Here is a 26,766-nt window from a genome sequence, read left to right as displayed (position 1 = left end):
ATTTCGTTATTTTTGGGTTCATAGACGAGTTCTATAGGACCATTTTTGCCCAGTTCTTTTAAATTCTGGTCTATTGACACGTTCGTTACGCACTTTTCCGGTCTTCTGGACACTTCACTTAATCGAGGCCACCTCCCACTGGAAAACTGTTTCGTAATTCCTATTTGTCGATGATGTAGTCGTGACCACTTACTTTCCAGACCTCGGAAAATTTGCATCCTATCTAGTGTTGAGAAGTAATGACCATACAGCACTACATTTCCTATCTGATATTTGAGTAGAAATAAGCATAAAACTCCATCCCCGGAAAATAATTTCACATTTCCCTATGTCCCCCTAGAAATCTTTGACATTTTTCTATAATATAAAACTATACATAAACGGAAGGAGTCGTTCGGTTGTATAAATCTAAATTACATTTTTGGACTTTAGAAATTCTTCTAATTGTGGGAATCATTTACATATGCACAAAACTTTCTTTCCTTTTTAACCCAATTGTTATTTTTCTGTCAACGATGTTTTTCCCACTACTTATAACAGGTTTCCTTTATTTTATTTTTAATCCGATTGTATCCTTGTTTGAGAAGGCAAAAATACCACGAACTTTAGGAATCTTACTAATTTATGTCATCTTTATTGGACTTGTTGTTCTCGTTATCGCATTAATTGTCCCTGTTTTGACTCAACAAGTTCGGGAATTGTTTACGAATATTCCAAAATATATTGACCAAGTTCCTGTCATTGTCAGCAACTTTGCCCAATCTGATACGTTCCACTGGATACAAACACAACAGTATGTCGATTTAGATCAAGTAAAAAATACATTAATGACTTACTTGCAAGATATACCAACTGCTATTACAAATAGTATTTCTGGTTTAGTTGGGGCGGTTGCCAATGTCACTCTTGTTATAGTTACGGTGCCATTCTTACTGTTTTATTTATTAAAAGATGGTCATAAGTTACCGAATGCGATTTTGCGGTTTTTACCAAGTGCATATCGTAAAGAGGGTCGAGTGATTTTAAAAGATACTTCGAATACATTAGCTACCTATATTCAAGGACAACTTATTGTCTCTTTATGTGTCGGTACGTTATCATTCATCGGGTATTTAATTATTGATTTACCGTATGCTTTACTTTTAGGTTTAGCGGTTGCGGTGACAAATATTATTCCATATGTCGGACCGTTTTTAGGAGCTGCACCTGCTTTCATCGTAGGATTGTTTATTTCACCAATGACAGCCGTACTAGTCGTCGTTGTGGCAGTGATCGCTCAACAATTTGAAGGGAATGTCATCTCGCCACTAGTTATTGGAAGAAAACTAGATACTCATCCAGCGACAATTATCATTATTTTATTAGTGGCAGGAAATATTGCAGGTATTCTCGGAATGATCTTGGGTGTACCCGTATATGCTGTAATGAAAACACTTATTTTAAATATTGTCCGTCTTGTTCGCTTATATCGAAAACATAGGAAAGAACCGAAAACAGCTGTTATAGAATAAAGAAAAACTCATGGCTCGATCCATGTCGGGACGGGACATGAGTTTTTAGCTTAACGTATAGGAAAGTAGAAATGAAATCGTTTTAACTTTCCTAGTAATACAAGGAATTCATTCTCGAGTCCTAATTATTATTTTGATGAATAATCGAAGTCACTTATTTTGTAACCAAGGAGCTTGTTACTTTGACTTGTCCCAGATTTTAAATCTTGCTCCATTACGATGGACTGCCATATAACTTGTTGTACAGACGGTTAATTGATTTAAGTAGCCATCCACTAAAAAAGATGCCCGTCTGAATCATTACAAGCAGCAAAATTGTTCGGCCCAATTTCAATTGCTAAAGCCATTTTACTTCCTCAGAAGGCTGCTCTTAAACATAAGAGAATATAAAAGAATTGTCCTTTATTTCATGGGATAATCCGAACTTCTTAGATTTCCTTCCCTTCTATACGTGAAGGAAAAGGTACTAGTATATCTTTATAGTTTGGATTGGCTTTTTTATAAGCATTCGAAACAGCGACACGAAAGAAAATTCCACACCTTAAGGCAGTTGGTTTTCTTATTCGGAAAAGCTATAATAAGGGAAAATTGAACGAATGGGGAATTCGCGATGGGGTTATTTTTTAAAAAGAAAAAGAAGATGAAACTGGAATTTTGTACGAATAATTTAAATCAATACTATGATGATGAGATGTTTGAAATGTTGGAGAATCTAGTCGATGAACTTGATCTTCAAGTAAAAGAAATGGATTGTTTAAGTTATTGTGATGAATGTACATGCTCCCCTTACGTTTTAATGAATTCAACATTTCTTGAAGCAAATTCACCAGAAGATTTAATGAAGAAGATAAAAGATAACGCTTCATAAAGAAGTTTTTCCCTTAATTATATTGTTCTACTTAAAAGAGAGACAGTATCTCCATTACGCTGTCTCTCTTTCTATTAATCATTATCTGTCGTTAACCGTTTTAGCCGATCCTCTTCTTGTAAAAATTTAATAAAGTTTTCCATCGCCATTACCGGTTTTTCTTTGACAAGATGGATGTAATGATTTTTCCGCTCGTTTGTCACATAGCGACTTTTCTTCATCCGATCAACAATATATCGCACACCAATTTGTTCAATTTCCTTTTTATTTAACTTTGACTCTTTCAAAAGAGCAAAACCAAAAGCACCAATTATTGCGTAGATAATCATAGGGATATAAAAATCATCACCACCTGTTGTGAAAAACAAAAGATAAATTAAGTTAATAACAGCAATGGCAATTAAAGGGAATGTCCAAAACATATATTTCGAAGTTTTCTTTGCTAATGGTAAAATTAGCTTCTGAATTTGTTCTAATTCTTTTTTTATATTGTCTGGAAAACTATTCAGTAAAAAGTTGTCCATAGAATCACCTTTTATTATATTATTATTTTATACGTATTCAATTGTAACAAGAAAGATGTTAAAAAGATATAAAAAGACCTACCTTCACTGTATAAAAACATGGAGGTAAGGTCTCGCTAACAATCGTTTTTGCCAACAAAGCCGAGAGACGATTCTCTGGATTGACGACTTTGCTGTAAAAGCTACTCCTCTTCTTGCCGGATGATTATATTCACTTTAATCATACTATAAATCACAGTTACTGTCAAAAAAGGTGGTAGAGACCTTCTCTCCTTTTTTCTAGAAATTTGCTTGAATTCCTCCCGAGAAAAATTTTACACATATGGTTATTGATGAGGAATTTTCCCATTGACTGATATCGTTATCATTTTCCATGTAGACTCGATTATTTTTATAAACCGAGAAACGTTATCGTTCGTGCATTTTTCGGGTTTTCAAACAGTTGTTTCGGTGTACCCGATTCAATTATTTCACCGTCAGCCATAAAAATGACACGATCAGCTACTTCTTTTGCGAATGCCATTTCGTGAGTGACGACAACCATCGTCATATGTTCATCCGCTAAATCTTTCATTACTTTCAAAACCTCTCCAGTGAGTTCAGGGTCAAGTGCAGAAGTAGGTTCATCAAATAGCATAATATCTGGATTCATCATTAATGCCCTAGCAATTGCAACCCGCTGCTTTTGACCACCCGATAATTTGGCAGGATAGGCATTTGCTCGGTCCGCCAACCCGACCTTTTCCAACAACTCGCGACTACGCTGTTCGACACTTTTCGCTGTTTCCTTTTTTACTAGCTTTGGTGCCAACTCCAAATTTTGTTTCACCGTTAAGTGTGGAAATAAATAAAAATGTTGGAAGACCATTCCCATTTTCGCAGTAATTTGTTTGATTTCGTTTGGTCTTGCATAATTACCGTCCTTAACAAAGAATCGACCATCGACCGATATGTTTCCCCCATCAATCGTCTCCAAGTGAACGAGACTGCGTAACAGCGTACTCTTCCCTGAACCTGAAGGCCCAATAATGGCGACAACTTCATTTTTATCTATTGAAAAACTTATTTGTTTTAAAACTTCTACTTCATCATATGACTTATATAAATTAGATACTTCGATAAATGCCACAATATCACTCTTTCTTATTCAAATTGAAATCTTTTTTCAACCCTTTTTAAAATTAGCGTTACAAGCAAGGTAATGATTAAATAAATAACTCCCGCAACAAAGAATGGAACAATTGTAAAGTCGCGGTTTACTGCTGTTTGTGCATAGTGAAGTAGTTCTGGAACAGCAACTGCATATAATAAAGCAGTATCTTTTACTAATGTTACAGATTCGTTCGCAACTGTTGGGAGCGCAACTCGAAACATTTGTGGAACAATAATTCGGGTCATCGTCTGCCATCTACTAAGCCCGAGAACTTGTGCTGCTTCGTATTGTCCTTTATCAATTGCAAGTAAACCGCCACGGAATATTTCTGCAAAATAGGCTGCATAGTTCAATACGAAGCCGAGGCATGCTGCGACAAACCGATCAAGAACGAGATACTCACCGATTCCTGGTAAAAGAGGCAATCCAAATACGATAAATAATAATTGCAATAGTAATGGCGTACCCCTCATGATATAAATATACGCTTGAACGATTAATGACAGTGGCTTAAATCGACTGCGTACAGCTAAAGTTAATAAAAACCCTAAAGGAATTGAAAAAACGATAACAATGAGGAAGAGTAATAGGGTAACTTTTGTTCCTTCAAGCATCGGTTTCAAAACTAAGTTTATATAATCGAATGACATATAATCCTCCTAAAAATTAACATATATACTTTTATTGTAAAAGAAACGGTGTCGAAAAGATAGAAATTTCTGTTTTCCTTTAGAAATTAAGAAGAGCAACCAGTACGAGCGACTGATTGCCTACTTCTGATCCTTAATCCAATACTTTATTTTCCCCAAACCATTTATCAGAAATTTTTGCAGCCTCACCATTAGCTACTAGTTCATCTAAAGCTTTTTGAACTTGGTTTCGTAATTCGTCATTTCCTTTTTTCACACCTACTGCATATTCTTCAGGTGCAAGAGTTTCTTCTAAAACTTTATATGTTTCTGGTTCTTTTGTCATATAATAATCAATGACGACCTCATCAATGACGACCGCATCCACACGACCGTTTTTCAAATCAGTTAAAGCTAACACATTGTCTTTAAATTCTGTTTTATCTTTTAATTCAGCTGCAATTGGTGCCGCATTTAACGCATCACTTGCTGAAGATTGAGCTTGAAGACCGACTGTTTTTCCTTTAAGCTGGTCTAGTTTTTCAATGTCGGAATCTTTTAATGTAACAATGACTTGAGCATTCGCTAAATAAGGTTTTGTAAAAAGTACTTTTTCCTTTCTTTCATCAGTCACTGTGTAACCATTCCAAATTAAATCAATTCGGCCACTGTTTAACTCTGATTCTTTTGAACTCCAATCAATTGGTTGGAAAACAACTTCTTTTCCCATTTTTTTGCCTGTTGCTCTTGCTAAATCAATATCAAAACCGACAATTTCATTACTTTCATCACGGAATCCTAATGGTGCAAAAGCGTCATCAATCCCGATAATTAATTTGTCATCACTTTTTCCTTTTTCCCCTGCCGATGATTCTGAGGAACAAGCCGCTAATAATGATGCAACTAATGCAAAGAATATGATTTTCACTAACCGTTTCATAACTTACCTCTCCCATTTAAGTTTTATTATATTAGTGATTTAACCCTTTAACAAACTAAATTGATAATTTGATAAACTTATATTATCATCAGTCTTCGGTAGTGTCAACAATAATTTCATTTAATTAGCGAGCTAAAGGATTTATCGTATTTGTCGTAGTTTATAATTTATCTTCTTCACAAGAAGCCCCCTACTCTCTTTAAAAAGAGTGAGACAAACAGACAACACCAATATTGGGATAAAAAGGCGAGTATAAAAAATGCTGAGTAGGTTCACAATGTCGGTGAAAAAGGTAAATAAAGAAAATTCAAGACAGGCAAAACAAGAGCCGTAGTTGCCGAAAAAATGTGAGTTTTTCGGCTTTCATGTAATGCTTCTAGAGCCTGGGACTGTCTGAAAAGTGGATATCCTTAAAAATGTGATAATTAAGAATATCGATATATCAAGGTTTTGAAACAAGAAAAGGGGATCTATAAATTAAAATACGACTTTCTGGACAGCATCAAGTTGAAATCGGAAAATTCATACTTTCCTATTCACAAAATAAACCCTAGAATGACTCTAGGGCTAGCTTATTTTACTCATATTCTTTTTCAAATTGTTTCGTACTTCTGACCGTATCAAAATGTCGTACTAAGCCTTCTATTTCTTTGCGCTGTTCTTCAAAGTATGGTGGTAGTGATAGTTTTTCGCCTAATGTTTCATACGGCTCATCTCCCATAAACCCTGGTCCATCTGTTGCAAGTTCAAATAAGATGTCCGGTGAGACGCGGGTATATAATGAACCGAAGTAATATCGTTCCACATAACCAGATGTGCCAATACGGAAGCTTCTAATTGCCTTATCCCATGCTTCCAACTCTTCCCGGTTATTGACTCGGAATGCAGCATGATGTATGGTGCCATAACCTTGTCTACTAGGAGGAAGAACCGTATTATGTTCTACCCAAACTTCGGCACCATTTCCTCCATCACCCATTTCAAAAACATGTAAGGAACCTTCTTTGTCTATTTCGATAAATCCAAGCACTTGTTCTGATACTTGTTTAAAATAATCAAAATACGACACGCGAACAACAATTGGACCAAGGCCAGATATTGCAAACTCATCTGGTATTGGTCCTTTTTTCCACGGGCTACCCGATGGAACACCACTATTTCTCTCATCTGATATTAGTTGATATTGTTGTTCATCAAAATCAGTAAACGAAAGTGTCTTTTTGCCAAATTGCTCTTGAATGCCTGTGTGTTTCACATTAAGTCGGTTGAATCGTTTTTCCCAGTAAGCTAATGCCGCATCAGTTGGCACGCGGAATGATGTTTTATAAATTTCGTTTGTTCCATGTTTCCCTTTAGGAATGCCTGGAAAGTCAAAAAACGTCATATCCGTTCCCGGGCTCCCTTTATCATCAGCAAAAAATAAATGGTATGTTTGAATATCATCTTGGTTCACAGTTTTTTTAACTAATCGTACGCCCAATGTATATGTGAAAAACTCATATATTTTTTCAGCACTACTCGTAATTGCAGTCACATGGTGAATTCCTTTTAATTTGTTCACAGTTTCATCCTCCAACTATCTCAAATTAATTTATTTTTAATTCGAGATAAATATATCATATTTCTGTTCATTTTGGCAAGTGAATACACCTTTTAGAGTTTCATTGTCATTCGGCGAAAACTAAGTCGTATTCGTATGATGCTTATTACAAGTAGCCTAATTTCTTCCTAATAAAAAAGTAGCAGTGATTTGCCACTACTACTTTCCAATCCATCATTTTTTGTTACTTACTGAAAAATTCTTTTGCTTTTTCAAAATACGGTTGTTCATCCGGTCTTAAATCTTCTTCATAATAGATTGCCTCGACTGGACACACTGCTTGGCAAGCACCACAATCAATACAAATGGCTGGATCAATATAGTATTGATCTTCCCCTTTTTCTATACAATCAACTGGGCATACATCAACACATTCTGCTGCAAGTTCATCTTTACATGGTGCAGTAATTACAAAAGCCACTAAAACTCCCCCCAAATCTATCATAGTAGTTACATTTTGATCAATAGAAATTGTTTTGTTCCCCTTATATTAAGGTACTAAACGTTCCAATAATTAAAAACCATATTTTACCTATATATTCAATGTAATTCTTAATTCAAAAAAAGTCAATTTTTCAAATTACTATTTTTCCTCATATTGCAATCTTTTGCGGTTCTAAACTATTTTTTATCACATATTCTTACATGACTCATATCTCCTATACATATCATATGTATTTTCTTTTGATAGATATCGATGCGTGTCAAACTCGTCCCTTCAACAATCGGTTCCGTCCACACCTCCGTTAAACGTTTCCCTTTTAACAAAATTAATAAAATTTGAATAAACGAACCGTGTGTTACAATTAAAATATTTCCATCGTCTGGCTCGCTTTGTATATCCATTAAAAAACCTTTCACACGAGCAAGCACATCTTGAAACGTCTCTCCATCATCATTTCGATAAAGTTCCGGTTGATCAATATACTTTTTGTAATCTTCATAGAATTGAAGTTGTATTTCTTCCTCAGTCATTCCTTGCCAACGTCCCATTTTCATTTCTACAATTCGCTCATCTAACATTATTTTCCCATTACAATCACTATTAAGAATCTTCGCCGTATCGACAGCTCTTTTGCTCGGACTACAAATCATTTTCGAAAAAGAAATCGGTTTGAGTCGTTCACTTAGTAGTCTAGCGTATCTTTTCCCTTTTTCTGTTAGTTTCGAATCAAAACTTCCTTGCATCCGACCTTCTTGATTCCATTCGGTCTCACCGTGTCTAACAATATACAAACGTACCATTGACATCTCCTGTCTTCTATTTCAAACAAATAATAGAGGATGGTAAACTTGAGCACATTTTTCTTTTAACATCGATTCCATTTCAGGTAAATACGCTAGTAAACAACAAGTTGCCGGGCCGGAAGAAGTAGTAACATCGACATCACAAGAGATTTCACTCACATCTACTTGTTTTCCTAGCATTACAGACACCTCATGAATGATTCCTTTTGAACCGACTGGTAAAATGATTGTATCCGGTATTTCGCACAATTCTTGAAAAAGTGAAAGAGGTAATATGTCCTCCCGTCGATTCAACACTTCATTTCCGACTAGCGGAGAACCAACAACTGCCATTCGATATTTGTCTAGTAAAATTGGTTCCTCTTTCCTTTCTACTGTTTTTTCGCCAATCACAATCATCCCTAAAGCAGACTGACTTAGCGCAAAATTACTCTCTGTACTTCCCGTAATAGGAACATGATCATATCTTAACTCACATAAACCTCTTTTTACGCCTTGTACAAGCGCTGGCCATGCATCCTCTCCACAAAAATTATGTACGACAACACTTATTGGTTTAGCTCGTGCTGCCATACATTCCATGATTGCAACACGAAATCCATAATAGGCAACAACATCATACGGGGTGAATACGTGGTCTTGATTTTTCATACCAATTCCACCACTATTATCGGCGGCAATTACAAGTGTACGTTGTTCATTGATAGCAATCTCGGTTATATCTCTTCTCATTCTTCCACTCCCTATATATGTAATCGTTTTACGAAATATGTTTCTACACTTGGTGCGAGAATAATAGCTAAGGCTGCATTAATCACTGAACCGATGAATAAAGATGGAATCATTCCGACATAAAATCCAATTCCGATGATAAAAAGGAAAGGTAAACTCGCAACAAATGTGTTTCCAATCACTAAAAAGATTGCAGCCAATATTCGTTTCCCCTTTTGATAAATATAACCAAATCCATACACAAGAAGAGCCATCTCAAACGCGATTAACATATGGAATGGTCCGAGTGGCATACCACCGAATAAGGCGGATAGAAGATGACCAAGGCATGCAACAAGAGAACCAGCATTTCTTCCTAGTACTACAACGCCAACTAATGCAGGCAAGAGATCTAAAGCAACACTCGAGATTGGTGCAGGTACTTTAATCATCGCCCCGACAACAGATAAAGAAATAAAAATAGCTAACAAACTTAGTTTCTTTACTTTCATCTTTATCCTTGCCTCCTAAAAATTTTTCACGTTCATATTTATTCCGTACCAAATGATATCGACTCGTTCACAGGCCGCTGTTGTTTGTTGATAGATACGCCCTGTGACATCACGCCATAACCTTTCACCTCGGTCAATCGGAACAATTCCTTTTGTAATATCCGAACCAATAATGATTATGTTCCATCCTTCCTTTCCCATTTGCCCCCATGTTGTTAACTTTTGTTGCCACTTCTTATAAATCGTCTGCTCATCTTCCTTTTGCAGCCATGTTTTTATATATTGTTCTATCCCACTAACAACTACGTAACAATTTTTATCCGCAAATCTTTCGGGTAGTGGGTGATTTTTATAACCAGAAAACCATTTACAATTTTCTTCATTCAAAGAGAAGGTTTCCTTCACCCATGCTGATTTGCCGTTAAAGGCACCTCCCGTAACAAAGTGCATCGCTCACCCCTCCTAAAAGCCGTTTGACAATTCCATATAAGTTCAAATCCAGTGCCATGGGGAACATGCCATTCCCAAAATTGCTTATGACTGTTGGCATATTTCAACAGTAAATCGCGAATCACGCCTTCATGGGTAACAATGGCTACTTTCTTTACTCGATTCCTTTCAATCATTTCCACTATTTGTTTCCATCCTTCATCGACTCGGTTGTTAAACATTTGAAAATTTTCACCCCCAGGTGGTGTTACTTCAAAAGGTGCATGTAACCACTCTATATAATTCGTATCATTTTTCAGTTGTTCATATGTTTTTCCTTCCCACTCGCCAAAATGTAGTTCACGAAATTGATTCATTTTGTACACTTTTTTCCACGGAAACAAAATCTCCGCTGTCTGCAAACAACGCGTTAAATCACTTGAAATGATGAAATCATATGGGAAGCCATAATAAGCTTGATTCGCTAACCGTTCTTTCTCTTCTTCAGAAATCGGGGCATCGGTCCAACCGATATATGCTTTTTGTTTATTCAATGCTGTTAATCCGTGACGAAATAAGGCAATAACCACAGAATCATCCATAATAGCGTTTCTCCTCCCTCTATTGATGCACCAAGAACATCTCCAGTCATCCCACCAAACCATGAAACAATCTTTTTTCGAATGATAGCGATGTAAATACCTGTGAAAAATAAAAAGACAATGAGCATAAAAAATGAATGAGGCCATATGAAGTAACTAATCAAAAATAAGAAGACGAGATAAACCGGATAAGTAAAGAGCGTCCCCTTCGTTGCTGCTTCTTGAAACATAACACCAAGTCCAGATGATTTTGCTGATTTTACAGTGACAATTAGCATACCGACAATGATTTTACCGAAAAAAGGGATGATAAATATGAATAAATAAACAATAGGTGTCATCCGATCAATCGTCTCGAAAATAAAAAGAAACCGAGCACTTAATAAAATCATGACAGATAAAACACCGAAAGCACCAACTCGGGAATCTTTCATTATGTCTAGCCGTCTTTTCGGATCACGATAAGAAAAATACGCATCACTTACATCCATCCAGCCATCAAGATGTAATCCGCCAGTAACTAGAATCCAGACCAACCAGATGATAAATGAAATAGCCAATGTTGAAAGAGGTGACCACTCTACTAATAAATAAGTAATGAGTGTATAAATCATTCCTTGTAACAGACCCAGCATTGGAAACATTCGAATCGCTCGTTCAATGTAGGTTTTATCCATAGGTACTTCATATGGAACGGGGATACTAGTAAAAAACTGAATACAGAGAATGAGTCCTTTAATAGTTTTCATCACTGTTTCCCCATTCAAAGACAATTTTCTTTACTTTGTCCCAATCTAAATAGCCCCTGACTACTTTTGCAAGGCTAGCATAATGTTCATCTTGATTGAAGTGAGTCTGTGCCTTTTCTTCAACAGACAACTGATTAGAAAGAGAGTCCTCACCATCAATCCTATGATTTTTTATGTACGGTAAAACACCAAGAACAGGAATACCCGTACGGTTTTCGAGCCAATTCAATCCATCAGTAAATAAATCAAGATCACCTCGAAATTTATTAATAATAATTCCCTTTACTCGTTTCCGCTCATTTTCTGGTAGTAATTCAAGGGTTCCGATAATACTTGCAAATACACCGCCACGATCTATGTCAGAAACCAAAAAGACAGGAACATCCGCCAGTTCCGCAACTTTCATATTCACAAGTTCACGAGTCTTTAAATTCATTTCTACTGGACTCCCAGCACCTTCCATAACCAATACATCATACGTTTTAGAAAGTTCCTGAATTGATTGCTTTATTATGTCGATTCCTTTTTCATAAAATTGCTCCCGATAAGCTTTCCCAGATAACGTCTTTTTTCCTTTTCCAAGTAATACGATTTCTGAATGTTGATCTGAACTTGGCTTTAATAGAATCGGATTCATCCACACAGTAGGCTTTGTTCGTGCTGCTTCTGCTTGAAGGCCCTGTGCCCGACTTATTTCTAGTCCTTCCTCCGTTATATAAGTATAATTTGACATATTTTGCGATTTAAAAGGAGCTGTTTTTAACCCTTCATCAGCAAATAGCCGACATAAGGCTGTTGCTATTAAACTTTTTCCAACATTGGAAGCTGTCCCTTGAATCATAACACCTTTCATATTCCTTCCCTCCCTTTCATGTAGACTGGAATTCCTACTTCAACTAAAATCGCTTGGGAAGCATATCGAACGATTTGTTGATGTAGCTTGCCAAGTAGCTCGCAATAAAAGAGGACGAGTTCATTAGTTGCAATCGGTTCGCTTAGTACTTCATTACTAACAATGATGAGTTTGTTAACATGAGAGGCAATGGATTGGAGCTCACACCACATTTTATTCAATAAATCCGCACGAAATTCCCCATTTTGCCAAGCACCTGAAACAAGTAATTCATTATTTAGCCACGTTGTTAAACAATCGAGAAGAACTGTATCATTTTTACTAAAGTGATTTGCGAGCTCACCAATAGATGTGGGCTTTTCCCATGTATACCATGGAAGTCCACTTTCTTTTCGACCTAATTGGTGGTGGGAAATTCTTGTTTCCAGTTCCGAATCTGTTACCTGCATTGTCGCAATATAATGTAGTTTTCCTTTAGGTTCTGTGATCCACCACTTTTCGGCTAATTCTTCAGCGTAACCACTTTTCCCACTACGAACCCCACCAGTTACAAAGATAATGGGTAACTGACTCGCCATTTTCGCATCGCCTCGATTACATATGTATTTTCATGTTCACTTCTAATTGCAAACCGTAACCAACGCCCTTTTAATCCTGGAAAGTTAAATGTATGTCTTGGGACGATACCTTCTTTTAATAAAAATTGAAAAAGTGGCCATTGATCTTGAAGGGTTCTATCTCGTAATAAATAGAAATTTACTTTTGAAGGAGATACTTCAAAATCATTTTCACGGTAAAATTGAAATAGTCTCTCCCGTTCGCTATCCACTAGCTTCCTCGTCCGTTCAATAAATCCTTCTTCGTGCAAAACGAGTTCACCTGCACAAATTGCAATACGATTCACACTCCAATGCGCTTGCAAGTTTGCTAGACTTTTAATGACGGAACGATTTGCGAGTGTATAGCCTAATCGCAATCCTGGTATGGCAAACATTTTCGTCATGGAACGAATGAGGATTAAATTTGGGAAGCGCTTAAGCAATGGAACGAGTGATTCATAGCCGGTAACAAAATCATAAAAAGCTTCATCAATCATAAAATAACAATTGTACTGCTCACACGCAGTCAAAATTTCTTCAATCACCTGTTTTTCTAAACATGTCCCCGTAGGGTTATTCGGATTACATAAAAACAGGGCATCCTTATTTGGAAGCTGCGCAATCAATTGAGTAACATCCATTTCTCCCGTTTCCTTCATATAAAAATAGGTAACTTCACAGTGATTTGTGCGACATGCTTGTTCATATTCGGAAAACGTTGGTTCCACAATCATCACCCGTTTTCCTCGAAGCCAATGACCAATTAAGGCGATGATTTCCGCACCACCATTACCAATGAGTAGTTGATCTGGCCCTATACCTCCTTGTTCCACAATTTTTTCCTTTAACGAAGTGGCGTCAGGGTCCGGATATTGTTGGATCGTCGAAAATAACGCATTCCAGTTTTCTCTTAAGTTCGCTGGTGGCCCAAGCGGATTAATATTTGCACTAAAATCATATACAATCTCAGGCTTTTCCATCCCTATTGCTTCATATAAATAATGTGGATTCGATCCATGTGATGGCCATTTCAATAAAAGCACCTCCTATCAAAAGGAATAATAGAAACGCAACAGATGTTCGCCGTAAGATGCGATTTGTTTTTAATATATCAGAGAAATGGAGTGGTCGAGTTGCTTCCCCCATTAACGCCCGGTTTGATGCGACACCTTTATATGTATTTCTTCCTCCAAGCTGAACACCAAGAAGAGCTGCTACTGCCGCTTCACACCATCCACTATTTGGGCTTGGGTGTTTTTTTGCATCCCGTAGTAAAAAATGCCATGTTTGCGATTTTCCCCAAACATAGGATGGATTGACAAGGATCATAAAGAATCCGGTCAACCGACTAGGAATCCAGTTTAGAAGATCATCTAATTTTGCCGAGGGATAACCAAACTCTTCGTAACGTTCATTTTTATAGCCAACCATCGAGTCACATGTATTTACTACTCGATAAATAAAAGCAAGAGGAGCACCACCAAGCATCGTCCAAAACAGCGGTGCCGTCACCCCATCACTTGTATTTTCTGCGACGGTCTCGACAACACCTCGCGTTATTTCCCTTTCCTCTAACTCGTCTGTATCTCTCCCAACGATATAAGACAACTTTAACCGCGCTTCTTCCAGCTTGCCTTGTGCAAGTGGGCGATACACTTCTAATGCAGCATCTTGTAAGCTTTTTTGGGCAATGGTTGTGGAAATGAGTAAGGCTTCTATTGTAATTCCTACCCATTGATGGATGTAATAACCGAGAAAGGTTACGAATAATGTCATGGAAAAGACAATAATTAAGACAATGCTTACCATGATGAAGCCCTTTATTTTACGTCCATTCCCTTTATTCAGTATTTTTTCTAATTTTGAAATGAGAGAGCCAATCCATCTTACCGGATGGGGCCAAGTAGGAGGATCACCAACGATACGATCAATCAAAAAAGCAAGTGTCATTGCTATTAGGTGACTGATAATCATTCGTTGATTCTCCTTTTTATTCCGTTTTTAATGGCTTCTATTGTACATTCATAAACACCCGTTCCGATTAATTTTCCGAGGGGAGTGATTGTTCCCGCAAATTCATGAAACTTACCCTTTTGTGTTGCAGCAATTAGTAAACTGTCCGTTGATGTTCCAGTTGCCATTGTGTCAGTTTCTTTATCAACAATTTGTAATTCACTTAACGCTTTCACTTTCGCTTCCGTTGCAGTCATAATCGATTGAATAAACGCTTCCTCTGATAACTTCCCGTTAATAAATACCCAAATATTAATCGTTCCTGGTTTCAAATTTGAATCATGTTGGATACTTTTCGATACATCTACTGCATTTCCAACACCTGCTGTGACGACAATAAATAAAGAGAACGCATCCATCTCATAACACTTATATACTGCGTCCCTTAGTTTTACGGCAGTCATCATACCAACTGTATTCAATGGATTGAAACCTTTTTCCTTTACAAATCTCGTCATATCTTCACGGTAGTTTCTACAATCGTAGTTTTTATCTACATGACGATTAATAAATGTATCATGCCACCCGAGACCTGAACCAAGTACACCGGATGACATCGTTCTTAACATCATAGGCGAGTGAAGCACAATTAACTCATCATGTATTCGTATATTTTTTTCTGTAATTTCATTTAACCCATCCGTCTGAGTTTCACTCGGCAGTAACACCATTAACGGAGCGGGTACTTTAGGATGTTGATGCATTTCAATTTTTGTTTTGTATACCTGTTGAATCGTTTTCTCTTTTAAAACTTCTTTCGGTGAAGCATTTTGAATCACTTTTCCATTTTCTAGTAGAAGAATGTTATCACAGTAAAGTCCTGCTAAATTAATATCATGAAAAATGGAGATTACCGTTAACCCTTTTTCCTTCGTCCAATTTTTCAATAAGTCTAATAGTTCTTTTTGGTAAGATAAATCCAAATGATTCGTTGGTTCATCTAAGAGCAAAATTTCCGGTTGTTGTGCGAGTGCTTGAGCTAGAAAGACTCGCTGTTTTTCCCCACCTGATAAAAATTCAATGGAATCATGTTGGAAGCGATCAACACCAGTCCATCTCATGACTTCTTGACAAATGGCTTCATCTTTATCCGACCAGAACTGAAAAAAATCTCGTTGGTGTGCATAACGACCGAGAGAAACAGTTTCTTTTACTGTATAAGAAAATGCTTGTGACGAATGTTGGGATAAAACAGCGATCACTTTAGCAAGCTCTTTCGCTGAATAAGCATGGATTGGCTTATTTTTCACAGAGAGATGTCCAGCTTGTAAAGGTAATACACCACTAATCATTTTTAAAAGTGTTGTCTTTCCACTCCCATTTGGACCAAGAATTCCGAAAAAGGTACCTTTCTCAACCGAAAAGGAGACATCCTTTATGACAGGCTCGCTATGATAACCACCGGAAATCGTTTCTACTTCAATTATTGCCATGTTCTCCCTGCTTTCCTTTTACTTCTCATTAATAATCCAGCAAACACCGGCGCCCCAATTAAAGCGGTAATAACACCAATCGGTAATTCTGTTGGTGAAATGATTGTTCTCGCAACTAAATCAGCTAAAATTAAGAAGCCACTTCCTGTCAAAATCGATAACGGTAATAAATGCCGGTGATCTGGTCCCCATAACAATCGTGTTAAATGTGGAATGACTAATCCGACAAAACCAATGGTCCCCGATACCGCAACTGCAGCACCTGTTAAAATGGAGCCGGCAATTAATACAAGTAATTTCCGTAACTTAACATTCACACCTAAATGTTTCGCTCGCTCCTCACCAAAGGACATCGCATTTAATTCTTTCCCATTCAAAATTAATAGCAATGAGCCGAGTAAAAAGAACGGAAGCATAATTTTCAAGTAGTCCCATCCACGCATCGACACACTGCCAAGTAACCAACCAACTATTTGCCGAAGTTCTTCACCCGTTAAGGCAATCATGAGGGAAATAAATGCACCTAAAAACGAACTAAAAATAATTCCAGTTAATATAATCGTTTCAACTTTCATCGCGCGGTCAATCTTTTTTGCGAAAATTAAAACAATAAAAATAGTAATAAGCGCAAATACGATACTTAAAAATGGTAAAGTAAATGCACCAAAGAACGGGATGGAGAGATTAAGAAAAATGGTAAGTACCGCACCGACTGAAGCGCCTGATGAAACGCCGAGTGTGTAAGGGTCAGCCAAGGGGTTTCGTAGCAGTCCTTGAAACGCTGCCCCGGCAATGGCGAGAGACGCACCGACGAACCCTGCAAGTAGTACCCGTGGAAGTCGAATATTCCAGACAATCGAAACAAACATTGGGTCTACATTCGGTTCCTTATGAAAGATTCCTGCTGTTATTACTTTGACAATGTCAACAATCGGTACCATTACAGTACCGATTGAAATTCCTACAAGTATCGCCACAATGAGGAAAGCTGAGGCAGCTACATAGGCTATTCGTTTATTCGCCAAAAATGTCTGGGTAAACTGCTTTTGCAACTTCCTCTACCCCTTCAACAAGACGTGGACCTGGTCGAGTGACTAAATCAGGATTTACATCTACCACTTGTTTGTTCTTTATCGCACCTACTTTTTCCCAACCTTTACGGCTTAGAACATGCCCGATTGGATCATCTGTATAGTCTCCGTATGTAGTAAGAATGACATCTGGATTCGTTGATATAATAGCCTCTTGATCCATCTTTGGCCAACCTTCTTCTGTCACTGCATTTTTTGCATTAATGATTTTCAAAATTTCATCCATGAATGTATTTTTTCCAGCTGCATAAATTTCTGGTTCTGGGGAAATTTCCATAAATACTTTCTTCACATCTTTAATAGACGCTGCTTTTTCTTCAATCACTTTAATCTTATCTTTCATATCTGATATGATTTTTTCAGCTTCTTCTTTCGTACCAGTTGCTTCGGCAATCATCCCAATAGATTCATAAGTTTCCTCAAAATTCGTCGCATCATTTACAACAAGAACGGTAATACCTGCATCACGTAACTGGTTTAAACCAGCATCGAATGAACCCATTCCTGATTCATGCGCTAAAATGAGATCGGGTTTTAGAGAAATAATCTTTTCGATATTTAGTTCCATTCCCCCAACCTTTTCCTTATCGGCCACTTCTTTTGGATAGTTATCATTATCGGACACACCAACAATTTCATCACCAATTCCTAGGGCAAAGGCAATCTCTGTATTACTTGGTATAACTGAAACAATTTTCTCTGGTTTTTCCTTAATAGTGACCTCTTTAGCGGTCGCATCTTTCAAGGTTATCGGAAAAGCTGATTCAGTTTGTTCGTTTGTTTTCTCCGCTTGTTCTGTTTGTGTTTCGTTATTATTCTTATCTGCTCCATCATTTGCTGCACATCCTGTAAGAACACCAATGGTCATTAAGAGTGCAAATAAAATGGATATGTATCTTTTTTTCAATCTCATTCTCTCCTTTTTTCTTGTTTGGAAATTTTTCAACTACACCAAAAAAGCATCCCGCTTATGTAAGGGGATGCTATCACAGACGACCGTTCTTTTCTCTGACTCGCACACCTCCCTATCCTCGTAGGTCCTACTGGTGTAAAAGAATAGGCAGGTCTCCTGGCTCATGATCATTACTCTCCCATGCCTTCCCCTTCAATTGAAAAGTGGCTTGATATAAGAGAGCTCCCATTTACAGTGGCGGGACCGCGTTGGATTTGCACCAACTTCCCTATTAAGTCTTGTGATTAAGACACCTAATCTTTCTTATGTATGAAATTTTCCTTATGCGAGAATTATAACATTCTAGTCTAGCTAGTCAAGTGAGCATTGACCTATCCGGCCGATTTTCCTCATAAACTAGCAAATATTGTCGTGAAGCGGTTGTAGGTAGCGGTATTTCGCTCGTTGAGATTGCTCCTGTTTTTAAGTAAAGTTTGCGGGGTTTGTCATTGTAGCAGATTCTATTGGACAATTCCTCCAAGTTTCACGCTCAATTTGTCCATTACACCACCTCTATTGGACAGTTTCATCGGTTTTTGTGCTCGTTTTGTCCTTGAGAACCCTTGTCTAGGACAGTTTCACCGGTTTTTGCGTGCACTTTGTCCTTGAGAACCCTTATCTAGGACAGTTTCACTGATTTTTGCGTGCACTTTGTCCTTGAGAACCCTTGTCTAGGACAGTTTCACCGGTTTTTGCGTGCACTTTGTCCTTGAGAACCCTTGTCTAAGACATTTCAACCGGATTTTGTGCTTCTATTATCTTTGAAAATGTAACATATTAGATTCACATCTTTTTCCGAATTGCCAATTTTTGTTATAATAATGAAAGCATCACACTTTTATAAAAAATCAAGGAGGCTAACGATGGCAGAAATTAAATCAGGTTCAAATCAATTTTTCTTGGAAGACAATGGGGAAGTTATTGCTACAATTGAATATGAACCATCCGAGCGTGGTGGTCAAAAGTTAATTACAATTACTCATACAATCGTTAATGAAGGACATAACGGTAAGGGACTTGGGAAGCAGCTTGTTAATAAAGTCGCTCTTTATGCAATAGAGAACGAACTGCAAATTATACCTGAATGCTCCTATGCACGAAAAGTACTCGAAAGTAATGAGCAGTATAGAAATCTAATTGTTGAGTAAGTACTGCAATAGCGACATTAGTTTTCTTTTGAAATAAGTTGAGAACCCTCGTGACATCTAGTCATGAGTTATTGACTCGTTAAGTTAGATGGGCTTACGTCGGAGGATATTTCCAGTAATTTCAAATCATAATGACCCTAGTTATTGAGCAAGTTTCGGGCTGCGATGGTGGCCCTTTTTCCACTTATAAAGGCACGACTAATCCGGAAAAAAATTTGATTAAAAACATTTTCACTCTGACATGCAAATTACTTCACAATCACGACTCCCCCCTCCCAACGTATCGTAATTTAAAGATAGAAAGTCATTTTGCTTTTGATTAACTAAACCCACACCACAATCACGCTTACCTCTCAACTTTCGAATTCAAGAATAGAAAATTATATCGTTATAGATTATGATAATAGTACTAACGTTTAAAGGAAGGACGGCTTTCATGAATAAATCTTCACGGAAATTGGGATTTTCTCTCGTCATTTTGGGGGCAATTTTTTGGGGAATTGGTGGCACGGTCGCTCAAAAATTATTTCAACAATATGGAATCGCAGTTGATTGGCTAGTCACAACACGCCTACTCATTGCAGGAGTCGCATTACTCTTTATTCAGTCTTTTAAAAACAAACGTAAGCAAATTGTTGATGTTTGGAAAAATAAACATACTGCACTGCAACTTGTTATATTTGGATTAGTCGGCATGCTGGCCGTTCAGTATACGTACATGGCTTCTATTAATCACGGAAATGCTGCGGTTGCAACTTTATTACAATATTTAGCGCCTGTTATGATTATTTTTTATACCGTTATGCGTAGACAAGCCGTGTTTACTCGGCAAGACTTGATTACAGTTTTACTCGCACTAATTGGAAGTTTCTTATTATTAACAAATGGTTCGGTCGTTTACCTCTCTGTTCCAATTCCTGCAATCATATGGGGGATTTTATCTGGTATCGCACTTGCTTTTTATACAATATATGCAATTCCGCTCTTAAAACAATTTGATTCTCTTGTCATTGTAGGTTGGGCAATGATTATTGGTGGCTTGGCACTTAGTTTTATTCACCCACCTTGGCAAATTGACAACTCTTCTATTACTTTTGAAGCGCTTATTTATATCTTTTTTGTAATCATATTCGGTACAATGCTTGCGTTTTGGTTTTATATTGAAAGTCTACATTGCTTAGCTCCGAAAGAAACAAGTTTACTTGGTAGCCTCGAACCTTTAGCAGCTGTATTAACAACCGTCTTTTGGCTAAAAATATCGTTTGGTTCCTTTCAATGGCTCGGCACCGCGTGTATTATCGGAATGATTTTATTACTAGCTTTTGGGAAAAAGCCAGTACCAAAGCAAGGTCAAAAAACTCTCCATAGTGAATCATACTACGAACAACAGTAAAAACAGTTATAAATCTATCGAAACAAATCAGTTAGTTGTGTCGTTGCGAGCACATGACGCCCACCAACAAAAATAAAAAACCATCGATATCCGATGGTTTTTTGTCATTTGAAAATGTTTTATTCCCACATCTCATATTTTTCCTATCTCACTAGGGTAATCATTCATTGGACCGACATCCACGTCTGTTGCAACTTGAAAATCAGTTTCAAAATGTATGATGCAAAACAAAGTAAAAATAGTTACAATTAGTAGCTTTTTCAATCTCCATCCCCTCCTTTTAAATTGTTCAATCCCCATTCTCTCCTGATAGCTTGTTCATTGCGTATTTGTAACGCGAGCTTATACATTGCATTTGCTTGTTTATAAAGGTTGTTCGTTTCATATAATGAAGCGAATAAATTAGAGTAATAAATGGTAAGCATTCCATCATTAATGGACAAAAAGTAGTTTATACTCAACTTTTGTATGTCCATCATACATTCTACTGTGAGATTATCATCCATTATTGTATTAAAGACCTTATATTGTAAGTGAAGCTTTTCAGGAATCAGACTAACATCATTTGATAAGGCTTTATCTAACCATTTTTTTGCATTTGAAAAATCCCCTAACGTATAATAACACCGTATTAAATTTAGAAAAGTAGTGTTTGGATCTTCAAACGTTAAATCATTCATTGCTTTTAAATAGTAATTAATTGCCTCCAAATACTTCCCTTGAAATTCAAAACAGTTTCCTAAATTATTATGAATAACAAAACGATACTTCTTCCGGTTCTCTTTCGGCAAAAAATCTAATATCCGTTCAGCTAATTGATAGGTTTCTATTGATTCTTGAAACTTACCTAGATTATTATAGCAAGTGCCAAGAATAATATGACAAGCTAATGCCCTTTCCAAATGATACTCATCTTTAAATATGGTAAGTGCCCGTTTCACATAGGAGCAGGAAGTTTCATAGTCGTATAAGTTTTTGTAACTTAGAGATAAATTGTAATAAAAAATACCTAACTCTAATTTTCCACTTAAATAATCATAACCATGTTGTTTTAATAGCATTTCTCCAGTTTCAATTGCCTTCGCATCATCATTCACCTTAATATAATATAACAGTGAGACATTCACGTATAGAAAGAAATTTCGACTTGTCTCGCAGGGAATAACTTGCCTAAGCATATGAATCAGCTTGTGCGCCTCGTCCATATCGTTTTTTATAAGAAGATATCGGCAATATACGATTTGAAATTTAATATAGGAGTCCTCCCCAGCAAGTGGGGCAAACTCCTTTAATTCCTCAATATCTTCACTTTCCTCGTTCATTTCTAATAAATCTTTATACCAATTTTCAATTCGAGACTCAACTAAACTATTTTTTTGACGTATCTGTTTATAATTGATTCCTAACTTATTAAATAATAGATTATATATTTCATCATCCGCTCTAACTTGATTATTTTCAATTCGACTTAGATAAGAGGGGGACAAATTCCTTGAGAAAGTTCTTCTTGTTTCATATTTTTTCCAACCGTTTTAATTTTACTAGTCTTCCAATATTAGACATAAAAGTCACCGTACCTCTAGCTAAATTTTACATCTATAACTAATTTACAGATTATATCAAAAGGACAATTATCTTAATTATTTTTATTAAATTTGACTTCCTATTAAATCCAAAACTTACACAAGTGAACCCTATATTTACCTGTTAATCTCTAAAAAATTATGTAAATTACAAAATTTACAGTTAATTATAATTTAGCTATAGTTATATTAGATACTAGTATCGAAATTAAATTAAAATAGGAGGAATATAGTCTTGAAAGTCAAAAAATCATTTTATCAACTTTACTGGCTTGCGGTATTTATGTAGGTTTTGGAAATATAGGTAGTGCAGATGCAGCACCAATATCAGATATTAATGGAGAGATTGTACCCTACGCTTATCCTACTACAATCGGTATATCTCCAACAACTGTAAGCAAAAAAGCAAGTTCTTGGAGTGGAAATTTTAAACTTTCATTTGGAGGAGGTAATGGCACGTACCGTTGGAATTTTACTCCGGGGGATGGTTCACCTACTAAATCGGGAACCATAGATTATTATTCATATACTGTATCACACACCTATTCATTGTATTCTGGACAATCAAAAAATACATGGTACCCACGGGCAACTGTTTCTTCAACAAACAGTGACAGTGTAAGTGGTAAAGTTTATTTATATAGATAAAAATAGGGGAGGAGGTCTATCCGAACCTCGGGTAGACCTCTATCGAATAGAGGGGATCTTCATGATAGAAATAAAAAATATTACAGTCGCATATCAAGCACAGACCAATCAATCTATATTTGTTTTGAATGATGTGTCAACTACAATCGAAACGGGAGAATGGGTATCGATTATTGGATCCTCTGGCTCAGGAAAGACTTCGTTTCTAAAATTAATTGGCTGATTACAAATACCGGCTAACGGAACTGTGATTGTTGATGAAGAGAACATCTATCAAATGAAAGATAAACAAAAGAAATCACTTCAGCGTACAAAAGTCAGCTTCGTTTATCAGCAGTTTCGACTATTGCCCCAGTTTTCTGTTTTGGTAAATGTGATGCTTCCACTCATCCCTTATCGGAAAAGGAGCTCAATCCAACAAAAAGCACTACAAATTATTGACAAAATTGGACTGTCTCATCGAATAAATCATTTACCAAACGAGCTTTCAGGTGGTGAACAACAGCGTGTGGCAATTGCTCGTGCACTAATTACAGAACCGGAAATATTATTATGTGATGAACCGACAGGGAATTTAGATTTTGCAAATCGAGATAATATTTTAAATCTACTTAAGGAGATTCATCAAGAAGGTCATACGATTATTTTAGCTACTCATGATGAAGTTGTTGCTCATCAAGGGCAGCGCATTATTGAAATTGTAGGTGGAACCTTGAAAGAAAGGGAGTTGCACCATGATTAAGTATGCTTGGACATCGTTAAAAAATAATAAAACAACAATTATCATAGTCCCCTCACCTTATAATTTCCGATAGTATCTCAATGAAACATAATCTTCATCTTCACTATTTGAATAACTTATCCGTTCATGTTTGAAGACAAATCCTTTTGCCTCATAGAACGGAATGCCTTTCATATTTCCCTTGGCAACGGAAACCCATTGTTCAGTTGCGTTGAATTCTCCCATTTGTTGGTTTGTCACCGCATCCAAAATCATAGTGCCTATTCCTTCATTGCGACGGTTCGGGTTCACATATAAGACAAATAATTCACCAGTCGTCTCACCAATCATTCCGCCGCCACCAGCACCGACGACGACACCATCTTCCACTGCGACAAAATATCCACCCCAATTTCGATCACTGTTTGTCACTTCACCTAATATCCGCTCATAGTTATAAAATTCCTCTACCACTCTTTCAATATGTTCTTTTGTAAATAGCTCTTGATATGTTGTCCAATACCCTTCTGTACAAACTTTGCTAATCCCCTCAGCATGACTTTCATCAGCCTTACAAACTATAAACATTTCTTTTTTCCCCTAGAATTTATTCTTAATACCTAATCGGCTTTTTGAACTCGTTTTTCAATTAGATAGAACTCCCCCGTAATTCTAAGTAAAAATCCGACATCAAATCGAGAAAAATCAATTTGAAAACCCTATCCGTTTATTATCATTCAGACAAGCTCGCAATTTTAAGTCGTGCTTCCGTTGACAACTGCACGGATTTCTTTTACGAGGACATCTATCGCATCTGCTTTTTGAGAGTTTTTCATATTATTTTTAAATCTTTCACTTTGGCTCATTACTATTTTTAAGTGGTCCAATAAAGATTCTTTTGTCAACTGCTCCTCCTCTAGCATGAGGGCATAACCTCTTTCAGCAAAGGATTTGGCATTAAGGATTAGGTCACCTCGACTTTGTTGCAACATCAGCGGAATAATTAACATCGAGATTTATAAAGCTAAAAATTCAAATATGGAATTGGAACCACCTCTAGTGATAACGACATCCGCTGCTGCTAAAACATCGGCCAACTCCTCATGAGCATACTCAAATTGACGATAACCATGTATCACCTCTCTCATACTCGTTTTTTATTTCGTGAATAATGGCGATATTTGGGGTGACATGCCCAGCTGATCCTCCACCCGTAAAGCGGTCACGTAAAACACTCCACGTGACTTCCACTATTATTTACTGTATGAAGTAATCTAAAACCACCGCCAATTCCCAATTATGAAAACTCGTCTACAGCAACCCGACCATTTTCAAACCATATTCAATCCCATCATTCTCCACAGATTTTGTTACATATTTTGCGACCGATTTCGTTTCCTCTTCCGCATTCCCCATTGCTACACTATTATAGATTTGCGATAGCATTTCAATATCATTCGGTCCATCTCCGAAAGCATATTGTCGTTCTTCTGGGAAACCTAATTTTTCCGTAATCTTTCTAATTCCGATTGCTTTTGAACCACCTTTAGGGAGCACATCGACAGCTAGCGGATGCCAACGGATAAAGTCAAACTCTGGAAAGGCTTCTTCATATTGTTTTTCTTCACCTTCTACGCAAAATAATAACATTTGATATAACTCGCGGCCTTTATAATAATCGGCATCAAGAGTTGGATAACGGTCAATCTTCAGCGTCATAATACTTTCACGTATAAAAGAATGTTCCATCACATTTGCTTTCATATCATTATGATCCATATAGACAACAGGATGATTATTTTGAAAAGCTAGTTCTGTAATCCTTTCTACAGCAGAAGGGTTTAAAGGATTAGTAAAAAGTAATTCACCATTCAATACAACGTACTGACCGTTATAGCTAACATATGTATTAATTTCTAATTCTTTTCGCAAACTTCTAAACATAAAGGGGGCACGGCCAGTTGCAATTGCTACATTGTGTCCCTTTTCCTTTAATTTAAAAACTGCTTCTTTTGTTGATTTTGGGAGTTGTTTTTTTTCATTCAACAATGTTCCATCAATATCAAAGAAGACTATACTATGGTTGTTCATATTTATCACCTACATTTATATGATTACTTATTAGTGTAAACGATGAAACGCGTTTCAAGTCAATAAAGAAAACTCAAGGGTTCTAGAACCTTTTGGCAACCAAGAGACTAGAGTTCGTCGAAAAAGCTTTTTTTCGGCTGTGATGCAATGCTCGAAGCCTTCCTTGTGCGCTTATGCTTATAGGAGAATAGAAATTTGAACATTTATACTTTCCTATTAGGCAAGAAAAAGATTTAGTCGTTTTAATCAATTTTTCAAGAATGGGCATACTATCGCAATAATAACAGTTTATTAAAGCGATAATTTATTGACTTTTCTCTATTTATTAGTTAATATAAATATGGAACATATGTTTGCCACTTCCTTATTTTACATCACAGCTTTCCCTTTCAAAATTCGTACTGTTCCAATATAATTTTTATAATAGGAGTGGTGGTAATGGAAGAAAAAACTTTATTAAAAGAAATTCTCTCAGCACTAAAAAATCATTCAGAAAATATGAATAAGAGGTTTGACCAACTTGATAGTCGAATGGATAAACTTGAAGAAAGAGTTGACCGCCTTGAAGAAAAAGTGGATACTGGCTTTACCGAAGTAAACAATAGACTTAATCGACTTGAGAAAAAAGTTGACCGACTCCGTGATGATTTAAAGGAAACTCAAGAGACTGTTGATTTCTTAACGAGTAAAAATATACAACATGAAAAAAAGCTCCGCAGTTTAACTGAGCAAAATAGTTAAAACGACGGTTAACGAGACTCAATA

The 26,766-nt window shown here is 36.7% G+C and carries 30 protein-coding genes, 2 pseudogenes and 1 riboswitch; of the genes and pseudogenes, 7 read left to right on the top strand and 25 right to left on the bottom strand.

What is annotated here, in order from left to right:
• Window positions 1-398: 398 nt before the first annotated feature.
• Window positions 399-1,511, top strand: a complete 1,113-nt coding sequence (locus tag BN2144_RS08980) for an AI-2E family transporter (RefSeq protein WP_033827931.1) — start codon at window positions 399-401, stop codon at window positions 1,509-1,511.
• A gap of 610 nt (window positions 1,512-2,121) precedes the next feature.
• Window positions 2,122-2,379, top strand: coding sequence for a DUF1450 domain-containing protein (locus tag BN2144_RS08975; protein WP_050632271.1), 258 nt, complete (start codon window positions 2,122-2,124; stop codon window positions 2,377-2,379).
• Between the two features lie 74 nt (window positions 2,380-2,453).
• Here BN2144_RS08975 and BN2144_RS08970 read toward each other — a convergent pair whose 3' ends face one another.
• From BN2144_RS08970 to BN2144_RS08880, 19 genes are all read right to left on the bottom strand, one after another.
• On the bottom strand, window positions 2,454-2,903 hold the full coding sequence (locus BN2144_RS08970) for a YwnF family protein (RefSeq protein ID WP_033827930.1): 450 nt from the start codon (window positions 2,901-2,903) through the stop codon (window positions 2,454-2,456).
• Window positions 2,904-3,294: 391 nt separating this feature from the next.
• Window positions 3,295-4,032 carry an amino acid ABC transporter ATP-binding protein gene (locus tag BN2144_RS08965; RefSeq protein ID WP_033827929.1) on the bottom strand — a complete coding sequence of 246 codons (738 nt, stop codon included), beginning with the start codon at window positions 4,030-4,032 and terminating at the stop codon, window positions 3,295-3,297.
• A 14-nt stretch (window positions 4,033-4,046) separates the two neighbouring features.
• A complete protein-coding gene (locus BN2144_RS08960; RefSeq protein ID WP_033827928.1) occupies window positions 4,047-4,706 on the bottom strand; it encodes an amino acid ABC transporter permease in 660 nt (219 codons plus the stop codon).
• A 133-nt stretch (window positions 4,707-4,839) separates the two neighbouring features.
• On the bottom strand, window positions 4,840-5,625 hold the full coding sequence (locus tag BN2144_RS08955) for an amino acid ABC transporter substrate-binding protein (RefSeq protein WP_033827927.1): 786 nt from the start codon (window positions 5,623-5,625) through the stop codon (window positions 4,840-4,842).
• A 577-nt stretch (window positions 5,626-6,202) separates the two neighbouring features.
• Complete coding sequence (locus tag BN2144_RS08950) at window positions 6,203-7,186, bottom strand: ring-cleaving dioxygenase (protein ID WP_033827926.1); 984 nt, start codon at window positions 7,184-7,186, stop codon at window positions 6,203-6,205.
• Between the two features lie 223 nt (window positions 7,187-7,409).
• Window positions 7,410-7,646: an indolepyruvate ferredoxin oxidoreductase subunit alpha gene (locus BN2144_RS08945; protein ID WP_033827925.1), complete on the bottom strand. Its 237-nt coding sequence runs from the start codon at window positions 7,644-7,646 to the stop codon at window positions 7,410-7,412.
• A 200-nt stretch (window positions 7,647-7,846) separates the two neighbouring features.
• Window positions 7,847-8,470 carry a histidine phosphatase family protein gene (locus BN2144_RS08940; RefSeq protein WP_033827924.1) on the bottom strand — a complete coding sequence of 208 codons (624 nt, stop codon included), beginning with the start codon at window positions 8,468-8,470 and terminating at the stop codon, window positions 7,847-7,849.
• Between the two features lie 21 nt (window positions 8,471-8,491).
• On the bottom strand, window positions 8,492-9,205 hold the full coding sequence (locus BN2144_RS08935) for a hypothetical protein (RefSeq protein WP_033827923.1): 714 nt from the start codon (window positions 9,203-9,205) through the stop codon (window positions 8,492-8,494).
• 11 nt (window positions 9,206-9,216) lie between these two features.
• Window positions 9,217-9,696, bottom strand: coding sequence for an ECF transporter S component (locus tag BN2144_RS08930; protein ID WP_033827922.1), 480 nt, complete (start codon window positions 9,694-9,696; stop codon window positions 9,217-9,219).
• Window positions 9,697-9,711: 15 nt separating this feature from the next.
• Window positions 9,712-10,101 carry a bifunctional adenosylcobinamide kinase/adenosylcobinamide-phosphate guanylyltransferase gene (locus BN2144_RS08925; protein ID WP_050632270.1) on the bottom strand — a complete coding sequence of 130 codons (390 nt, stop codon included), beginning with the start codon at window positions 10,099-10,101 and terminating at the stop codon, window positions 9,712-9,714.
• Window positions 10,098-10,727 (bottom strand): histidine phosphatase family protein, encoded by a 630-nt coding sequence (locus BN2144_RS08920; RefSeq protein ID WP_033827921.1) that lies wholly within the window; start codon window positions 10,725-10,727, stop codon window positions 10,098-10,100. The genes BN2144_RS08925 and BN2144_RS08920 overlap by 4 nt, the downstream gene beginning before the upstream one ends.
• Complete coding sequence (gene cobS, locus BN2144_RS08915) at window positions 10,685-11,476, bottom strand: adenosylcobinamide-GDP ribazoletransferase (protein WP_033827920.1); 792 nt, start codon at window positions 11,474-11,476, stop codon at window positions 10,685-10,687. The genes BN2144_RS08920 and cobS overlap by 43 nt, the downstream gene beginning before the upstream one ends.
• Entirely contained in the window at window positions 11,463-12,329 is an 867-nt protein-coding gene (locus tag BN2144_RS08910) for a cobyric acid synthase (protein WP_075047820.1), read from the bottom strand. The genes cobS and BN2144_RS08910 overlap by 14 nt, the downstream gene beginning before the upstream one ends.
• Complete coding sequence (locus tag BN2144_RS08905) at window positions 12,326-12,907, bottom strand: bifunctional adenosylcobinamide kinase/adenosylcobinamide-phosphate guanylyltransferase (protein WP_033827919.1); 582 nt, start codon at window positions 12,905-12,907, stop codon at window positions 12,326-12,328. The genes BN2144_RS08910 and BN2144_RS08905 overlap by 4 nt, the downstream gene beginning before the upstream one ends.
• The gene (gene cobD / locus BN2144_RS08900) at window positions 12,877-13,962 is read right to left on the bottom strand and encodes a threonine-phosphate decarboxylase CobD (protein ID WP_033827918.1); all 1,086 of its coding nucleotides are present in this window, start codon (window positions 13,960-13,962) and stop codon (window positions 12,877-12,879) included. Before cobD ends, BN2144_RS08905 begins: the two co-directional genes overlap by 31 nt.
• Window positions 13,919-14,902 (bottom strand): adenosylcobinamide-phosphate synthase CbiB, encoded by a 984-nt coding sequence (cbiB, locus tag BN2144_RS08895; RefSeq protein ID WP_033827917.1) that lies wholly within the window; start codon window positions 14,900-14,902, stop codon window positions 13,919-13,921. The genes cobD and cbiB overlap by 44 nt, the downstream gene beginning before the upstream one ends.
• A complete protein-coding gene (locus BN2144_RS08890; protein ID WP_033827966.1) occupies window positions 14,899-16,368 on the bottom strand; it encodes an adenosylcobinamide amidohydrolase in 1,470 nt (489 codons plus the stop codon). Before BN2144_RS08890 ends, cbiB begins: the two co-directional genes overlap by 4 nt.
• Window positions 16,365-17,426, bottom strand: a complete 1,062-nt coding sequence (locus tag BN2144_RS08885) for a FecCD family ABC transporter permease (protein WP_033827916.1) — start codon at window positions 17,424-17,426, stop codon at window positions 16,365-16,367. Before BN2144_RS08885 ends, BN2144_RS08890 begins: the two co-directional genes overlap by 4 nt.
• The gene (locus BN2144_RS08880; RefSeq protein WP_033827915.1) at window positions 17,389-18,378 is read right to left on the bottom strand and encodes an ABC transporter substrate-binding protein; all 990 of its coding nucleotides are present in this window, start codon (window positions 18,376-18,378) and stop codon (window positions 17,389-17,391) included. Before BN2144_RS08880 ends, BN2144_RS08885 begins: the two co-directional genes overlap by 38 nt.
• Window positions 18,379-18,507: 129 nt before the next feature.
• Window positions 18,508-18,690: riboswitch (cobalamin riboswitch) on the bottom strand.
• 590 nt (window positions 18,691-19,280) lie between these two features.
• Between BN2144_RS08880 and BN2144_RS08875 the strand changes: the two genes are divergently transcribed.
• Window positions 19,281-19,565: a GNAT family N-acetyltransferase gene (locus BN2144_RS08875; protein ID WP_033827914.1), complete on the top strand. Its 285-nt coding sequence runs from the start codon at window positions 19,281-19,283 to the stop codon at window positions 19,563-19,565.
• A 436-nt stretch (window positions 19,566-20,001) separates the two neighbouring features.
• Complete coding sequence (locus BN2144_RS08870; RefSeq protein WP_033827913.1) at window positions 20,002-20,958, top strand: EamA family transporter; 957 nt, start codon at window positions 20,002-20,004, stop codon at window positions 20,956-20,958.
• A gap of 132 nt (window positions 20,959-21,090) precedes the next feature.
• Here the strand turns inward: BN2144_RS08870 and BN2144_RS20615 are convergent, their stop codons facing one another.
• Both BN2144_RS20615 and BN2144_RS08865 read right to left on the bottom strand, forming a co-directional pair.
• Window positions 21,091-21,222, bottom strand: coding sequence for a hypothetical protein (locus BN2144_RS20615; RefSeq protein ID WP_268258028.1), 132 nt, complete (start codon window positions 21,220-21,222; stop codon window positions 21,091-21,093).
• Entirely contained in the window at window positions 21,219-22,445 is a 1,227-nt protein-coding gene (locus BN2144_RS08865; RefSeq protein ID WP_033827912.1) for a tetratricopeptide repeat protein, read from the bottom strand. Before BN2144_RS08865 ends, BN2144_RS20615 begins: the two co-directional genes overlap by 4 nt.
• Window positions 22,446-23,250: 805 nt before the next feature.
• On the opposite strand from BN2144_RS08865, the pseudogene BN2144_RS08860 reads away from it, so the two are divergent.
• Both BN2144_RS08860 and BN2144_RS20960 read left to right on the top strand, forming a co-directional pair.
• Window positions 23,251-23,697, top strand: a pseudogene (locus BN2144_RS08860) (ATP-binding cassette domain-containing protein); the annotation flags it as partial.
• On the top strand, window positions 23,698-23,931 hold the full coding sequence (locus tag BN2144_RS20960) for a hypothetical protein (RefSeq protein WP_407638064.1): 234 nt from the start codon (window positions 23,698-23,700) through the stop codon (window positions 23,929-23,931). It abuts the pseudogene before it with no gap.
• A gap of 57 nt (window positions 23,932-23,988) precedes the next feature.
• On the opposite strand, the gene BN2144_RS08855 is transcribed toward BN2144_RS20960, so the two are convergent.
• The 4 genes and pseudogenes from BN2144_RS08855 to BN2144_RS08850 form a co-directional block, all read right to left on the bottom strand.
• The gene (locus BN2144_RS08855; protein WP_033827911.1) at window positions 23,989-24,498 is read right to left on the bottom strand and encodes a GNAT family N-acetyltransferase; all 510 of its coding nucleotides are present in this window, start codon (window positions 24,496-24,498) and stop codon (window positions 23,989-23,991) included.
• 167 nt (window positions 24,499-24,665) lie between these two features.
• Window positions 24,666-25,040: pseudogene (locus BN2144_RS19515) on the bottom strand (glycosyltransferase); the annotation flags it as partial.
• Window positions 25,024-25,161, bottom strand: a complete 138-nt coding sequence (locus BN2144_RS20365) for a hypothetical protein (RefSeq protein WP_154665505.1) — start codon at window positions 25,159-25,161, stop codon at window positions 25,024-25,026. The gene BN2144_RS20365 and the pseudogene BN2144_RS19515, both read right to left, overlap by 17 nt.
• Before the next feature lie 60 nt (window positions 25,162-25,221).
• Window positions 25,222-26,001, bottom strand: a complete 780-nt coding sequence (locus tag BN2144_RS08850) for a Cof-type HAD-IIB family hydrolase (RefSeq protein WP_033827910.1) — start codon at window positions 25,999-26,001, stop codon at window positions 25,222-25,224.
• A 438-nt stretch (window positions 26,002-26,439) separates the two neighbouring features.
• On the opposite strand from BN2144_RS08850, the gene BN2144_RS08845 reads away from it, so the two are divergent.
• Window positions 26,440-26,742, top strand: a complete 303-nt coding sequence (locus tag BN2144_RS08845; protein WP_033827909.1) for a hypothetical protein — start codon at window positions 26,440-26,442, stop codon at window positions 26,740-26,742.
• Window positions 26,743-26,766: the final 24 nt, after the last annotated feature.

The sequence above is a fragment of the Bacillus andreraoultii genome (assembly GCF_001244735.1).
In the GTDB taxonomy this organism is placed as follows: Bacteria; Bacillota; Bacilli; order Bacillales; family Caldibacillaceae; genus Caldifermentibacillus; species Caldifermentibacillus andreraoultii.
This window is presented reverse-complemented; position numbering and strand designations above follow the sequence as displayed.

Coding starts and splice junctions, on each gene's coding strand:
- BN2144_RS08975 (WP_050632271.1), top strand. CDS start 2,122: ATGGGGTTATTTTTTAAAAAGAAAAAGAAGATGAAACTGGAATTTTGT.
- BN2144_RS08970 (WP_033827930.1), bottom strand. CDS start 2,903: ATGGACAACTTTTTACTGAATAGTTTTCCAGACAATATAAAAAAAGAA.
- BN2144_RS08960 (WP_033827928.1), bottom strand. CDS start 4,706: ATGTCATTCGATTATATAAACTTAGTTTTGAAACCGATGCTTGAAGGA.
- BN2144_RS08955 (WP_033827927.1), bottom strand. CDS start 5,625: ATGAAACGGTTAGTGAAAATCATATTCTTTGCATTAGTTGCATCATTA.
- BN2144_RS08940 (WP_033827924.1), bottom strand. CDS start 8,470: ATGGTACGTTTGTATATTGTTAGACACGGTGAGACCGAATGGAATCAA.
- BN2144_RS08935 (WP_033827923.1), bottom strand. CDS start 9,205: ATGAGAAGAGATATAACCGAGATTGCTATCAATGAACAACGTACACTT.
- BN2144_RS08930 (WP_033827922.1), bottom strand. CDS start 9,696: ATGAAAGTAAAGAAACTAAGTTTGTTAGCTATTTTTATTTCTTTATCT.
- BN2144_RS08920 (WP_033827921.1), bottom strand. CDS start 10,727: ATGGATGATTCTGTGGTTATTGCCTTATTTCGTCACGGATTAACAGCA.
- cobS (WP_033827920.1), bottom strand. CDS start 11,476: ATGAAAACTATTAAAGGACTCATTCTCTGTATTCAGTTTTTTACTAGT.
- BN2144_RS08910 (WP_075047820.1), bottom strand. CDS start 12,329: ATGAAAGGTGTTATGATTCAAGGGACAGCTTCCAATGTTGGAAAAAGT.
- BN2144_RS08905 (WP_033827919.1), bottom strand. CDS start 12,907: ATGGCGAGTCAGTTACCCATTATCTTTGTAACTGGTGGGGTTCGTAGT.
- cbiB (WP_033827917.1), bottom strand. CDS start 14,902: ATGATTATCAGTCACCTAATAGCAATGACACTTGCTTTTTTGATTGAT.
- BN2144_RS08880 (WP_033827915.1), bottom strand. CDS start 18,378: ATGAGATTGAAAAAAAGATACATATCCATTTTATTTGCACTCTTAATG.
- BN2144_RS08875 (WP_033827914.1), top strand. CDS start 19,281: ATGGCAGAAATTAAATCAGGTTCAAATCAATTTTTCTTGGAAGACAAT.
- BN2144_RS08870 (WP_033827913.1), top strand. CDS start 20,002: ATGAATAAATCTTCACGGAAATTGGGATTTTCTCTCGTCATTTTGGGG.
- BN2144_RS08855 (WP_033827911.1), bottom strand. CDS start 24,498: ATGTTTATAGTTTGTAAGGCTGATGAAAGTCATGCTGAGGGGATTAGC.
- BN2144_RS08850 (WP_033827910.1), bottom strand. CDS start 26,001: ATGAACAACCATAGTATAGTCTTCTTTGATATTGATGGAACATTGTTG.
- BN2144_RS08845 (WP_033827909.1), top strand. CDS start 26,440: ATGGAAGAAAAAACTTTATTAAAAGAAATTCTCTCAGCACTAAAAAAT.